Source organism: Burkholderia pseudomultivorans, assembly GCF_902499075.1.
In the GTDB taxonomy this organism is placed as follows: Bacteria; Pseudomonadota; Gammaproteobacteria; order Burkholderiales; family Burkholderiaceae; genus Burkholderia; species Burkholderia pseudomultivorans.
This window is the reverse complement of the sequence record NZ_CABVPP010000045.1, coordinates 32,084-44,732: the sequence shown is the minus strand read 5'-3', so window position 1 is coordinate 44,732 and position 12,649 is coordinate 32,084. Positions and strand designations below refer to the sequence as shown.

The 12,649-nt window shown below is 65.7% G+C and carries 17 protein-coding genes and 1 pseudogene; 1 reads left to right on the top strand and 17 read right to left on the bottom strand.

The window, feature by feature from the left end:
• Positions 1 to 2 precede the first annotated feature (2 nt).
• The 10 genes from BST28156_RS24695 to BST28156_RS24650 all read right to left on the bottom strand — a co-directional run bounded on the left by BST28156_RS24695 (position 3) and on the right by BST28156_RS24650 (position 8,863).
• The gene (locus BST28156_RS24695; RefSeq protein ID WP_081056330.1) at positions 3 to 116 is read right to left on the bottom strand and encodes a GpE family phage tail protein; all 114 of its coding nucleotides are present in this window, start codon (positions 114 to 116) and stop codon (positions 3 to 5) included.
• 8 nt (positions 117 to 124) lie between these two features.
• The gene (locus BST28156_RS24690) at positions 125 to 430 is read right to left on the bottom strand and encodes a phage tail assembly protein (protein ID WP_059603716.1); all 306 of its coding nucleotides are present in this window, start codon (positions 428 to 430) and stop codon (positions 125 to 127) included.
• A 237-nt stretch (positions 431 to 667) separates the two neighbouring features.
• The gene (locus BST28156_RS24685) at positions 668 to 1,177 is read right to left on the bottom strand and encodes a phage major tail tube protein (RefSeq protein WP_059603628.1); all 510 of its coding nucleotides are present in this window, start codon (positions 1,175 to 1,177) and stop codon (positions 668 to 670) included.
• Between the two features lie 15 nt (positions 1,178 to 1,192).
• A complete protein-coding gene (locus tag BST28156_RS24680; RefSeq protein ID WP_174903568.1) occupies positions 1,193 to 2,365 on the bottom strand; it encodes a phage tail sheath protein in 1,173 nt (390 codons plus the stop codon).
• Positions 2,366 to 2,422: 57 nt separating this feature from the next.
• Positions 2,423 to 3,043, bottom strand: a complete 621-nt coding sequence (locus BST28156_RS24675) for a tail fiber assembly protein (RefSeq protein WP_174903567.1) — start codon at positions 3,041 to 3,043, stop codon at positions 2,423 to 2,425.
• Positions 3,044 to 3,060: 17 nt separating this feature from the next.
• Entirely contained in the window at positions 3,061 to 6,366 is a 3,306-nt protein-coding gene (locus BST28156_RS34835) for a phage tail protein (RefSeq protein WP_254596421.1), read from the bottom strand.
• 2 nt (positions 6,367 to 6,368) lie between these two features.
• Positions 6,369 to 6,923 (bottom strand): phage tail protein I, encoded by a 555-nt coding sequence (locus BST28156_RS24665; protein WP_174903566.1) that lies wholly within the window; start codon positions 6,921 to 6,923, stop codon positions 6,369 to 6,371.
• Entirely contained in the window at positions 6,916 to 7,821 is a 906-nt protein-coding gene (locus BST28156_RS24660) for a baseplate J/gp47 family protein (protein ID WP_174903565.1), read from the bottom strand. Before BST28156_RS24660 ends, BST28156_RS24665 begins: the two co-directional genes overlap by 8 nt.
• Positions 7,818 to 8,180 carry a GPW/gp25 family protein gene (locus tag BST28156_RS24655; protein ID WP_059603613.1) on the bottom strand — a complete coding sequence of 121 codons (363 nt, stop codon included), beginning with the start codon at positions 8,178 to 8,180 and terminating at the stop codon, positions 7,818 to 7,820. The genes BST28156_RS24660 and BST28156_RS24655 overlap by 4 nt, the downstream gene beginning before the upstream one ends.
• Positions 8,177 to 8,863 carry a phage baseplate assembly protein V gene (locus BST28156_RS24650; protein WP_059603712.1) on the bottom strand — a complete coding sequence of 229 codons (687 nt, stop codon included), beginning with the start codon at positions 8,861 to 8,863 and terminating at the stop codon, positions 8,177 to 8,179. Before BST28156_RS24650 ends, BST28156_RS24655 begins: the two co-directional genes overlap by 4 nt.
• Positions 8,864 to 9,036: 173 nt before the next feature.
• Between BST28156_RS24650 and BST28156_RS24645 the strand changes: the two genes are divergently transcribed.
• Positions 9,037 to 9,813: a DNA-methyltransferase gene (locus BST28156_RS24645; protein ID WP_059603611.1), complete on the top strand. Its 777-nt coding sequence runs from the start codon at positions 9,037 to 9,039 to the stop codon at positions 9,811 to 9,813.
• Here BST28156_RS24645 and BST28156_RS24640 read toward each other — a convergent pair.
• From BST28156_RS24640 to BST28156_RS24615, 7 genes and pseudogenes are all read right to left on the bottom strand, one after another.
• Positions 9,793 to 10,260 carry a phage virion morphogenesis protein gene (locus BST28156_RS24640; RefSeq protein WP_081074426.1) on the bottom strand — a complete coding sequence of 156 codons (468 nt, stop codon included), beginning with the start codon at positions 10,258 to 10,260 and terminating at the stop codon, positions 9,793 to 9,795. The two genes, BST28156_RS24645 and BST28156_RS24640, sit on opposite strands and share 21 nt — an antisense overlap.
• On the bottom strand, positions 10,260 to 10,676 hold the full coding sequence (locus BST28156_RS24635; protein WP_059603608.1) for a phage tail protein: 417 nt from the start codon (positions 10,674 to 10,676) through the stop codon (positions 10,260 to 10,262). Before BST28156_RS24635 ends, BST28156_RS24640 begins: the two co-directional genes overlap by 1 nt.
• Positions 10,669 to 10,941: an Rz1-like lysis system protein LysC gene (lysC, locus tag BST28156_RS24630; protein WP_217451819.1), complete on the bottom strand. Its 273-nt coding sequence runs from the start codon at positions 10,939 to 10,941 to the stop codon at positions 10,669 to 10,671. The genes BST28156_RS24635 and lysC overlap by 8 nt, the downstream gene beginning before the upstream one ends.
• A pseudogene (lysB, locus tag BST28156_RS34830) lies at positions 10,862 to 11,212 on the bottom strand (Rz-like lysis system protein LysB); the annotation flags it as partial. The gene lysC and the pseudogene lysB, both read right to left, overlap by 80 nt.
• 2 nt (positions 11,213 to 11,214) lie before the next feature.
• Complete coding sequence (locus tag BST28156_RS24625; RefSeq protein WP_174903564.1) at positions 11,215 to 12,024, bottom strand: N-acetylmuramidase domain-containing protein; 810 nt, start codon at positions 12,022 to 12,024, stop codon at positions 11,215 to 11,217.
• Positions 12,021 to 12,293 carry a phage holin family protein gene (locus BST28156_RS24620; protein WP_059603599.1) on the bottom strand — a complete coding sequence of 91 codons (273 nt, stop codon included), beginning with the start codon at positions 12,291 to 12,293 and terminating at the stop codon, positions 12,021 to 12,023. Before BST28156_RS24620 ends, BST28156_RS24625 begins: the two co-directional genes overlap by 4 nt.
• Position 12,294: 1 nt before the next feature.
• Positions 12,295 to 12,639, bottom strand: coding sequence for a putative holin (locus tag BST28156_RS24615; protein WP_059543853.1), 345 nt, complete (start codon positions 12,637 to 12,639; stop codon positions 12,295 to 12,297).
• Between the last annotated feature and the right edge of the window lie 10 nt (positions 12,640 to 12,649).

Below are 12,649 nucleotides of genomic sequence, written 5' to 3'. Positions count from 1 at the left end.
CGTTACTCGTGTCCGCTACGTATCCGGGCGCGCTCGCGCCAATCCATCAGCTCAGAAAGGGAGTAGTCGTCCATGTCGCGCGGTGTCCAACCGAACACCGTCGCGACATCGGCCATCGCGTCCTCTACGCGGTCTGGGATTCCATGCTCGCTTTCAGCGCCTTCGGCATCAAAAAACCGGCGAAGATACCCCCCAATGCCACGAGGTCGGCTGGGTCCATCAACGTGACGTCCATCTCGGTCAGCGTCGGTGTGCTGATGCGCGGCAGTACCTTGCGCAGCGCATCCACGTCGAGATTCACGAGCGCAGCGAGCGACGTGCCGCGCAGTGCGCCGGCGGACGGCTTCGCGAGCGTCACGTGCGTGATGGTCTGTTCTCCGCGCACGATCGGCGTGTCGAACGTGTGCGTGTTCGGGGCCGGCGCCGCGATTCCGGCCGTGGCGGTGTCGGCGAGGGTGTGCGCGTGAGCGCTGTGGGAGTGGCCGGGATCGTGGAGCGGGTGAGTATGCTGCCCCAGTCCATCGTGACGGACCGCGTGCGCGTGGTTGCCGTCAGCGGACGCGCTGTGATCGTGTTGGCCCGTCGCCGAAACGTTGTGTTGATGCATGGTCGATTCCTTGTGTCGATGTGAAGCGATTGAACTTGCGCGCAGCTCGCGGGCTATGGATTACAGGCCGATTGCTTTGCGCAGGCCGGCGAGCAGGTCGTTGCCGTTGATGCGCTCGATCATGTTGATGAAATCCATCTCGATCAGCTCCTGGCCGTTGATGGACAGCTTGTAGTAGCTCGCGGCAGTCGTGACCTTGAAATCGGTGTCCTCCTTCGGCTTGCCGGAACCCATGTCGATTTCCTTGTGGCGGCCGCGCACGACGATTTCGACGGAATCGTAGGTCTTCGAATCTTCGCGCTGGTAGCCGCCGGAGAAACGGAGTTGCACGCCATCGTGCGTGGTGATGCCGTACATGCGAACGACGTCCTCCATGAAGCCACCGCACGTCCATTCGAGCTGGATCGCTTCCTGGCCGAAGTCGATCGGAATCGGGCCGCTCATGCCGCCGCCCTGGTAATCCTCCATCTTTCGCGACAGCTTCGGGAGCTGGATTTCCTTCGTCTCGCCGACGAAGTTGGTGCCGTTGTGAAACAGGTTGAAGCCTTTCAGCTTGCGGGGCATACCCATGTGTGTGACTCCTGGTTAGGCCGACACGCGCGAGGCGAAGTCGGCGAGATAGCGATCGGTGATGCGCTGGCGCAGCTTCAGGTTTTCGAGCGGCGGCACGGGCGTGTAGTCGTAGTCGATGTACATGCCACCCGACGCCAACTCGTCGGTCGTGTTCGGCTCCGGGTCGTACCAGGCGCCGCCGCCGATCAAATAGCCGTTCGAAATTCGGCCGCGATACCAAGCGTTGATGTTTTCGATGATGTCGCGCGCGAGCGACGGATTGAGCGGCCCGTCGACGACGCCCATCTGTGCTTCCGCGACGGTATCGGCGATCACCTGCGCGGAGCGCGTGTAGTTCTCGAAGAAGAACTTGCCGTCCGCGTCGCACGTGCGCGAGCCCCAGAAGCGGAAGCCGTTCCGGTTCACGAGCGTCGTGACCTGGTTCTCGTTCAGATAGCCGGCGTCCGTCGCCGGGTCTTGAAGATCCCACGACACGTCCGCGCTGATGCCGGTCACGCCGTTGACGACGACGTTCGACAGAGTCTTGTGCCAGCCGATGTCGTTGTCGATCTTCGCGCGCAGGCCCGCGGCGATCGCTGGCGCCGGGATGGTGACGGTCGAACTCGTCACGTCGTCCCAGCCGAGCCAGTCCGGCCAGATCACCATGATTTCGCGTTGGCCGAATTGCTTGCGGTACGCGACCGCCTCTTCCTTCGTCTTGCAGCCATGCGCGGCCACGTAGGCGAACGCGCGCAGCGATTGCGCGACCGTCGCGAATGCTGCCGCGACGGGCTGCGTGTCGAGGCCGGGCGCGGCCAGGATGCGCGGCTTCACGCCGAGCTTTGCCTGGGCGGCCAGCAGCGCCTTCATGCCGGTGTATTTGCCGTCCGGCGTGACGGTGCCGACGACGTTCGAGGTCGTCTCGTCGGCATCCTTGCCTTCGGCAACGCGCACGACGACCGTAACGGGTTTCGTCTGCTTGCCGATTGCGTCGAGCGTGCGGCGCAGCGTGCCTTTCGTGCCGGCGCGGCCGATGGCGGCGATGACGTTCGTCAGCAATACCGGCGTGTCGAGCGGGAACGTCTCCGCGTCGGCGTCGGCGCCGGTACAGACGATGCCGAGCACGGCCGTGGAGATCGTGCGAATCGGCCGGCCGCCTTCGTTGACTTCGATGACGCGTACGCCGTGGTGGTAATCCTGCGGCATGGTGTGCAGCTCCTATGTGTAGACAGGTGAGGGGAAACGGGAGCGAGCCCGCGAGATTCAGTTTTCCGTTGCCGACGCGTCGGACGCTGGTACATCCGCGGGCGGCGGCACGTAGGGTGTCGGCGTGGCAGGCCATGCGATGGCGTCCGGGAATGTCTCCGCGCTGATCGCAGACACGAGTGCCATCTGGTAAGCGGACCAGGATTTGAAGTAGTAAGCGGCTTCATCGTCGAGCAGACCAGCGGCGTATGCGTCGGCCTTGCCGGCGTTTGCACGACGCGCGATGTCCATGAGCCGTTCGAATTCAGCCATCGCCGCTTCGAGCGTCTCGCGTTCGATCAGTTCAGGGGGCACCGCCCAGGTGCCGTCAATCCATGCGTGACGCGACGACGGTCGCGGCTCGGTCGTGAGACCGAGGTCGTCAGGCGTCTTGCCGGCGACGGCGATTTCGACAGGCTCGCCGGTATCCGTGCGATAGCAGAGGCGACCGCGGAAATCGGGCAGCAGGAACCAGGCGCCGTCACGGTAGAACGGCCAGGTCGTCGGCGTGCGCGGCGGCGGTGCATCGAGCGTCGCCGATGCCGGGATGAGCCAGCGTTCATCGTTGCGCGGATCGGCGTCAGGCTGGCCGCTGCTCAGGTATTCGCCGGTCGACGGGCTGTAGTGGTGAATCAGCATGTTTCGAGGTCAGTGAGTTAGTAGGCGCGGATCATCGCGAGCAGCGCGACGTTGCGCGGTCGCGCTTCGTTGCCGCCGTCCGCGTTGACGGTGATGCCATGGCTGTGACGGCCGGCGCCGCCGATTCCAACGTTGTGGCCGTGAATGCCAGCGTCGTCGAGCCAGATCCCGGTGCCGGCGCCTTCGGTGCCGTGCATGTCCTGGCGGTCCCAGTTGTACGGTCCCCAGCCTTGTCCGTAGGACGTTGCGACGACACCGACACGACCCATCCGCACGCCGTGTGCGTGGCCGGGGTCGTGGAGCGGGTGGTTGTGCTGCCCTTGCGCGTCCGTCCACGCTGAGTGAACGTGGTCGCCGACTTCGCTGGCGCTTGCGCCGTGCACGTGCGAACGGTTCTGGTCGCCCTGGTATGAGCCGATCGCGCGCTGTGGGTCAATGTCATTGCGGCCGTCGGCCCAACAGCGGATGAATTCACCGCGCATCTCGGGCAGGCGGAAGGTTGTCGTGCCGTCACCAGTGGAGAAGCAACCCCAGCGACCGTTTAGCCAGTCGGCTTGTGACACGAGTGCGCCGCTTGCCTGCGCGTACGCCCACAGTGCCGGGTAGTCAGCACGCTTCAGCTCGGCGCCGTTCAGCTTCAGGTAACCCGCTCGCACGCCGGTGCGCGCCTCCCAGACAATCTGGCCAACCTGCGAATTCAGGATTGCGGCCGTTACCCACGCCGAGGTGACAAGCTTGTTGGAGTTGTCGCCGGCTGGCGGGGCGCTTGCCGCGACCATACCGCCGACGTTGAGAAGGACGGACGAGTCGTCTTTGGCAGGTCCGACCATGACGCGGCCGCCTTGCGGCATCAGTTGCATTGCGCCCAGGCTATAGCTCGACGCGCGGCTGACGCTGATTGCTGTCTGCGAGTTCGAGTACGCGTCGTTCACTGTGCGGAGCGTCAGCGAACCATCGCCTCCCGTCATCAGTTCCCAGGTCTTCTGGTCGGCGGGCGCACCGTCGCGCCGCAGATGAATGGAGGTTTGACCAGAGCCGCCACCGTTCGACGCAACAAGCGCGCCGGCCGAGTTGACGCCCTTGACCGAGCCACGCACCGCCAGCGCAGACGAACCGTCGTCAGGCGCACCGGCAACCTGTACGCGTCCGCCGGCGGGTACGAGCGCCAGAGAGCGAATCGCGGTGCTCTTGTTCTCGCGCGTCGCCGTGAGAAACGGGATACCGCGTGTCCACTGGTCGTCGACGGCGCGCATGTTGAACTGCGATTCGTTGGACTGCATGTCCCACATCTTCATGTCGACGTCGGCGTTCGCGCACTTCAGGACAACGTCGCCGCCCGTGTTGGCGCCGAGGATGACGCCAGAACCGTACGACCTCGCCGTGCCCGAGCCCCCCGCGAAGTAGCCGACGCCGGTAACGCTCAGGTTTTTGCTGATTCCCACGTCACCGCCGAGGCGTGTCCCGAGGCCAGTTCCGTCGATCGTCACGTTGCCGTTGATCAGCGACCATTGGAACGGGCGGAAATTGTTGTACTTCCCGAACGGGTCGCCCGCGTCCGTCGACATAAGCCACGCGTCGCGGTTGTCATTCCGAATGAACGCGCCGTAGTCCTGGCTCACAGCGCGAAGCTGGCCGCCGCCGGCCGTGTCGATACCCATGCTGATCACGCCGTTGCTGGCGGAAATCGAGCCCTTCGCCTGGATGATGTCCCGGCCGTTGTCTTGGGTCGTACCGAACAACGTCCGGCCCGATGTGCTGATTCGAACGCGCACGACAGCGCTCGTCGAACCGCTAGCAACGGTCGAAAAGTCTAGGGCAGCGGCGCGCGAAGTCTTGGCGAATCCCGATTCGGCAATGGCCTGGATTCGCGCCCCCGGCACGATCCGCTCGCCGTCCGAACCGGCGAAGTCGACACGGCCGAGCTCGTCGCCCGCGGCTACCGCGGCTTGCTCGCCGACTTTCGTGCCGCGCGACTTGCCGAGGTTGAGCATCGCACCGACCTGATCCGCGCTGAAGCGCGCGTTGTTCACGGCAGCGTCGCCGCCGGTTCCCGCGTTCTGAATTCCAGCGCTGTCCGACGAACCGACCAGCATCGTGTTCGTGAGTCCGCGCCAGATTTGCCCGCCGAAGCGCGCTGCACCGCTGACTTGGAGCTGCGCCGGCCCGGTCGCGTACGTGCCAACCCCGAGCAGGAATTCACCATCCTTGGTTAGCACGGCCTTCGTCTGCCCCAGGACTTGCATCCAGATCGCGACGACGCCGCGGCTCGGTTCGGCATTGTTGACGTCGCTCGTTGCACTGAGCACCAGGGGTTTCGCATTGTCCAGAGCGGATCGCGATTCGATTACGTTTTCGTTTCTGGTCGTGGCGCTCGGCGATGCGCCGATCATGATCGTCTGCGGATGGCCGTCAGCATTCGCGCGATGGACTGCGAAGGCATACCCTTCGGTGCCTTCCGGCATGACCTGCATCGCCGTTTCACCGTCGTCGTACAGCCGCTTGCCGACCAGCGTCCGCCCCTGCGGCGTCACCGCGACGCGCTGGACGTTTCCAGATGTCAGCAGTAGTTTTCCCGCGGAGCCCGGCCCTACTGCCATGTCGCCGTCGCTCGTGAGGTAGAAGCGTCCGTCGTCCGTGTGGGCGCGCCCGGACTTTGCGTCCGGCCCGAAGTACGTTGTACCGGTCGTGCGCGAATTGCCAATGGCCTGCAAGACGCTGGAACCATCGTCGGGAATTGCGTCGGTGCCTTTTGCGATCTTGATCGGTCCGGTGAAGCGGCCGCCGGTGAACGGCATGTAGCGCATCGCTGCGCCCTTCGGGGTGACGATGCGCGTGTCGTCGATACCTGCGTCGACTTCGGCCTGCGTCGCCAGTTCGGCGACGCCCTTACGTTCGGTCGTCGCGGGCGGATTCAGGAACGTCGCGGGGCCGAACTGGAGCTGCGCAGCGTCGATCGACGCGAACACGATATCGCTCGCGAGCAGCAGCATCGCGGTCGGCGATTTTTCGAGAATCGGTGTGTTCTGCACGTAGACGCCGAACAGCACGCCGTTGTCCAGGTACAGGCCGTATGCGTACAGCGAATACCGGTCGTTCGAGTCGTCCTGGATGACGACATGCACGGTGTCCGGCGAGACATTTTCGCCGCCAAACGTCGTCACACGTTTTCGCTCGTTCGGCAGGGTCTTCATACCCTTGTCGAACGTGAACGCAGCCGTGCCGAGACCGATTTCGACGACTCGGCGTGCGACGGTGCCAGTGTTGCCCGCTGCGACGAGCGCAGCGCGGCCGGCGTCGGTGATATTGATCAGGTTCCCAGCCATGTTCAGGTATCCGAGAGGGACAGGCGGCAGTAGATCGCCGCGCACGCGCCGGCGCCGACGCGTTGCGTTCCGGTCGCGCCAAACCCCTGTTTGAAAATGTAGTGCGCGGTACCGCGCTTTGCGCGATCGACTTCCGCGCGTATGTCGGCGACGTATTCGGCCGTGGCCGGCACGCCGTCGCGAGTGCCGACCGTGAGCACGATTTCGAACGTGCCGGGCTTGCCGCGCGGGGTCATCTCGAACCATTCGCGCATCGCCACGTTCGCGCCGAACGACGCGCAGACCTGGCGCACGGCTTCGGCAGTGCCCTTGATGCGCGCAATGCGGATCGCGGTCTTCACGCGCGCGCGCTTGACCTGGTCGGGCCAGTAATCCTTCCATGTCTCGACGCCGACGTGCCAGGCGAGCCACGGCAGGAACGCCAGCGGGATTGCGTCCGGGTCCATCAGCGTGCCGATGTCGACCGGGATGCCGCTGATTCGCGCGTTGGTCTCTGCCAGGCGCCGTTCGAGCGCGGTCGCGTTCGGCGGCAGCAACGAGGGCATCGGCTTATTCATCTGCGACCCCGCCGTCGATCAGTTCGATTCCTGTGCAGTACGGCGCCTGTTCGCCCGTTACGGTGACGCCGCCGGTCGGCGAGTCGAGCAGCACCTTCTGCACGCCTGCGACGCGCATCGCCGCATGCAGGCCGTCAACGGTCACTTCCATGCCGATGCGGTGCATGTCGGCGGCGAACTTCGCCGTGCGCTTCTTCGCTTCCGCGAGCGCCACGGCGCGATCCGGGCCGGAGAAGAAGCGCAGCGTCGAGCGGATCGCGTAGCGCACGATCTTCGCGCTCTGCACGATCACTTCGTCGGTCTGCGGCCGCTTGCCTTCCAGGTTCTTCTTTACGATCTCGATCAGCTCGTCGCTCGCCGTCCCGTCGCCTTCGCGCGACAGGATCGTGACGACCATCACGCACGGCTCTGGGCTGAACGCGGCGGCAGAGAGCACGCGGCCATCGGCCGAACGCGCATGGAACACGTACGCCTCTTCAGGACCGGCGACGGAGAAGCCGCGCGGCGCGAGCTGCACGCGCTCGCGCAGGCTGTCGTCATCTTCGTAGACCGGATCGATGCCGTTTTCAGGGTCGCCGGCGGATACGACCAGACGTTCAACATCGAAGAGGGCCGCGATGTGTTCGAGCGTCGTGCCGCGTGCGTACGCGAGCAGGATGCCGCGCGCCTTGTCGTTGATGAGCTGGCGCAGCAGCACTTCGCGATACGCGTTCTCCTGCAACGAACGGGTCAGCGGTTCGGATTCGAGCGCGAGCGTGGCCGCGATCTCGGCGCGCTGATCGGCCGGATACAAGGAAATGAGTCGCGCTTTGCGTTCCGCGAACACAGTTTCGAAGTCGAGCGGGTCGACGATATCGGGTGCCGGCAGTTGCGACAGGTCGATCGGTGTCGTTCTCATGCCGCGACTCCGTTCGACACGGGCACGCGCAGCGATACGGGTTCGTCGCGCTCGTCGGTCCATCCTTCGATGTCGATGAGCTGCTCGCCGGCGAATGCTGCGTCAGCATCGGCCACGAGCTGCACGCGGGTGACCGTCAGCCGCGGTTCCCACCGCATCAGCGCGGTCGCGGCGGCCGCATAAAGGCGAATGCGCGTCGCGCCATTGGTCGGCGCGTCGATTAGGTCGGGCAATTCCGAACCGAACGAACGGCGCTGGATGCATGAGCCGAGCGGGGTCGTCAGAATCCGGCCGACCGACTGCGACAGGTGGTCGACGCCTGAAATCGCGCGACCGGTGACAGCGTTCATGCCCTTCATGCGCCGCTCCGAATTGGTTTCGAGGTGCGCGCGAATTCGCCCTGCGCCTGGTGCGGGTGCTCGATGAGGCTGACGCCGCCGGCGGTCACGTCGCCCGTGAAGTCGGCGCGGCCGTTGATCTTCATCACGGCATCGCCGTCACCGCCCTTGCCGGTCATGCCGGATTCGAAGGCAAACGGGCCTTTCACGGTCAGCGATTTCGTCACGGTCGCGTCGCCGTCGAGCAGGATGTGTTCAGCTTGCACCGTCGCGTCCTTCGTCTGCACGACGACGGCGCCCGGTGCGACGACGCGCACGGTTGCGCCGTCCGGCAGCTCAGCCGTCAGCGCGTGCGCCGCATGGTCGTAGCTGATGCGTGCGCCGTCCGAGTAGACGCGGGTGTGGGTGTTCGGGGAATTGTCCGGTGCCGGGGCGGCGTCCGAGTAGATCCCGCGCAGTGCGACAGCCTGTGCGAAGTCGCCCATTGGGCCGAGCAGTACGACCTGCTCGCCCTTCGTCGGCGGCAGCCATTCACGCGTGCCGCCGGCTGCCGGCGAGAGCCAGGGAATCCAGTTGGTTTGCAGGCCGTCGTCGTCGGACTCGCCGACCGCGACGCGGCAGAGGCCGGCGCCGTGATCGACATCGAGAATCGAGCCCTTGCGCACGGCGTTGCGTGCCTGACGTTGAATTTCATTCGCATCCATGCCGACCATGTTGCCGGCCGCCCGCGCGTGACGCGAGCGAAGGCAAATGTCGTGCTCGCGGGTACAGCATGCTCGTCGCGCGCGCGCGCACACGTGCGTCGACAATCGGCATTACACGCTCGATGACGCATCTCGCAACGTCGCGCGCACCCCTTTCACGCTGCCTCTGAACCATGACGATTCACATTTCCGACGCCGCGCCCGCGGCCGACATTACCCCGATGCTCAACCAGCTCCATCGCGTCGACGCACTCGCCTTGGCGCGCACGCTACCGGATCAGTCCGTCGACCTGGTATTCACCGATCCTCCGTACGCGTCGGGTGGCCTGCACCTGTCCGCGCGAACGCGCGCGCCGAGCCGGAAGTACATCAACAGCGACACGAAGGCGGTCTATACCGACTTCGAAGGCGACAACATGGACCAACGCGCCTGGTCGTTCTGGTGCCATGCCTGGCTGACCGAGTGCCGCCGTGCGATGAAGCACGGTGCGCTGCTCGTTTGCTTCATCGACTGGCGCCAGCTCGCAACGTTGACGGACGTGGTGCAGGCGGCCGGCCTGACGCTGCGCGGCATCGCTGTATGGGACAAGACGCCTGGTCGTACGCGGCCGCGTCGAGGTGGGTTCGCGCAACAGGCCGAATTCATCGTATGGGCGAGCCGCGGGCCGATGAACGAAAGCGACGTGTACCTGCCTGGCGTGTTCCCGACGCGCCTGACGCTTCCGAAGCAACACGTCACGGAAAAGCCTATCGAGCTGGCGCGCGACGTGGTGCGCCTGGTGCCGGATGGCGGGGTCGTGTGCGACCTGTTCGCCGGTTCCGGGACGTTCCTGGTCGCGGCACGCGAAGCCGGCCTGCAGTGGGTCGGATGTGAGACGAACCAGGCATATCACACGATCGCGTCGATGCGCCTGGCCGCCGTGAACGATTCAGCGGTTCAGGTAGCGTAGCAGCCGGTCGCGCACGAGCTCGCGGTCGGCCGTGGCAAAGCCGAGCACGACGCGCACCGGATACTGTGCGAGCGGGCCGCCCGGCTCGACGGGGGCTTTCTGGCCTTCCTGGTGGACGCGGACGATGCGCGAGAGGCGGTCGTCGAAGCCGATGGCGAGCCCCGTGTCGTCGACATCGATCCTCAGATAACGGGCGGTACGCAGCTTGCGGAACATCGCCTGCCGCTTTATGCGGCCGACCTTGCCGCGCAATCCCTTGCCGCCCTTCTTGATCTTGCGCGGGACATAGGCGCTGCCGTCCGGGTTCTGCTGCGCGGCAACGCGTGCCTGTTGCGCGCGGCGCATGTCTCGCCCCAGCTCGCGGAATAGTCGCCGACGAGCTGCCGGCGCGAGCTTCGCGAGCAGCCCGCCGGCCCACTTTTCGAGCGCACGCAGATCGTCGTCCATCACGCCACCCAATGCTCGGCCGCGTCGTCGACGTGTTCGACCGTACGGCGGCCGGCGTGGTCCGTTCCGACCACAACGCTTTCGGTCAGCTTCAGCTTGATCGAGAGGTCAACCGCATCGTTCGCGAGGATGTCGGCGATGAACGTCATCCCGTCGCGGCGCTGGTCGGCGTTCGTCACGAGGTCGGGCTGGTTCGCGCGCGCCCATTCAACGACGGCGATCATCACATCGTCGGCGCTGCCGATGAACTCGCGGATCAGGATCTCGCACTCGTACCGGTATTCGAATGACGGCGTGCGCGTGCCGGTTGCCACGATGTGGCCGTCGTTGATGAAGACGGCGAGCTGGTCGGGCGCTGCGGCGAGCTGCGGGAGCGCGGCGACGAGTGCGGCACGTAGGCTGGTTGGTTTAATCATGGGCGGGTGCGTGTGTCTTCGCCTGGCAGGCGGCAATCATGTCGACTTCGGCGGCACAGCGAGCCCATGCCGCCCGCGCGGCGGTCAGTGCGTCGCTCAGATCACCGTTCGTCTGCGGGTGTGCCGCCGGCAGAGTGCAACGCGTCACCGCTGCGCACGCGTTGAGCGTAATCGTCGGCGCCGGTGAGGGCGGGGCTGCTGTGCAAGCGCACAACATCGTCAGGCAGGCGAGTAACGGCCCATTCGCGGACGGCTTCGTTCTCATCGATGAGTTTCCGGAGTTGCGATTGATACGCGGCAAGCGTCGCGTCGACGGCGACGCGCGTGCGGTCCAGCTGCGCGCGCTGTTCGTCTTTCTCACGGGCATCGGTGAGCAGCCGGCCAATGATGGCGTCGCGCGCATCGATGCCCTGTTTCGCCTGCCGGGCGGCATCCTGCGCCGTCGCGAGGCGTCCCTGCAGCGCGCGCACATATTGCGCGCCGGCGAACGACGCGACGAGCGCCGCGAGCGCCAGCCAGTAGCGAAGGCTCGGCATGGTCACGCGGCCGCCTTCGTGCCGGCATATCGTTCGTATGCCTGGGCGAGCTTCGCGTCGTAGAGGTTGCGCGCATAGTCCGCGCCGTTGTAGCCCTTCGCGAATGCAGCCCACTTCCGATTCTTCAACGCCGTGCGCAGCGACGAGTCGGAGGCGACGAACCGCACAAACGCGTCGAGCTGTTCGCCTTCGCTCGTCTCCATCCGGGCAACGAACTCGTCGATGCTCGAGTAGCCCAGGCGTTCCCAGTGATAGCCCATCACCTGAAATGAGCCCCAGCTCGCCGATTCGTACGCGATAGCCGCATCGATGCGCGCGGCGGTGTCGAGTCGCACATATTCGGCTGCGCCGCCCTGGTATCCGCCCGGCTTCGCGCTGACGACGTTCGGAAAGCGCTGCGCTGCGCTCGCTGCGTCGACGGCACGCTTCGCCGCGACGAGGCGGTTGTACATCACGTGCCGCTCGAAGAGAATCACGGGCCGGCCGTCCGCCAGAAAGCCCGAGCCGCGTGACTCGACTTCGTTGACGGCGCGCACGCATGCCGGCGAGACACCGAGCTTGTCTGAGGCGCGGACGATGTCCGCTTCGGTCAAGTGCTTGCGGTCGCGCTGGCCGGCCGACAACACGGCATAGGTGTTCGGGCCGGCGATTCCGTCGACGACGATTCCGGCCGCTGCCTGCAACGCCTTCACGGCCTGCTCGGTCGCTTCGTCATAGAGATGCGTGACGTCGATCGGATAGCCGGCGCGCACGAGCCGTTGCTGCAGCACGCCGACTTCGGCGCCGCGACTGTTGAAACGAAGGGTGTTCATGCTTCGTTGCTCCGGAGAAGGCGCGCGACGTTGCCGCGCGCGAGGTAGACAAACAGGGCCAGCAACACGGCCTGCGCGGCCTGGAAGAAGCCGACCGGCTTCGGGTGAATGAGCAGCTCGATCGCCGAGCCGCCGGAGATCGCGACGATCAGCCAGGCGGTCCAGGCGACGTGGGAGCGGTGCCGCGCGCCGTTCTTGCGGTAGGTCAGCACGCGCAGGATGACGGCCACGTGCGCGGCGAGCGCGACCAGGGCAAACGACAGGTGCATGTCATTTCCCCCTGCGGATCAGCGCGCCGAAGTCGATGTCTTTCACGCGCTCCATCAGCGTCAGCGTGACCGTGATGACGAGGGCAGCGGCGAAGAAAGCGGCGACGCCCGACGAGCGAACCGGCACGATGTGCGTGATTTCCGGCGCGGCCAGATAGCCCATGACGAGCGAGATGAGCATGTACGCGGCGCGGCGGCCGATGCCGAGGTCTTTCGACGTGACGACGACGAGCGCCGCGCCGGCGAATGCGCCGATCAGCGCGTCGCCGTCGATGCCCGGCGCGATGCCGGCCAGGCCGATCGCGGCGGCCAGCGCTGCGGCGGTAGTGGTGTTCGGTTCAGCCATCAGGACAATT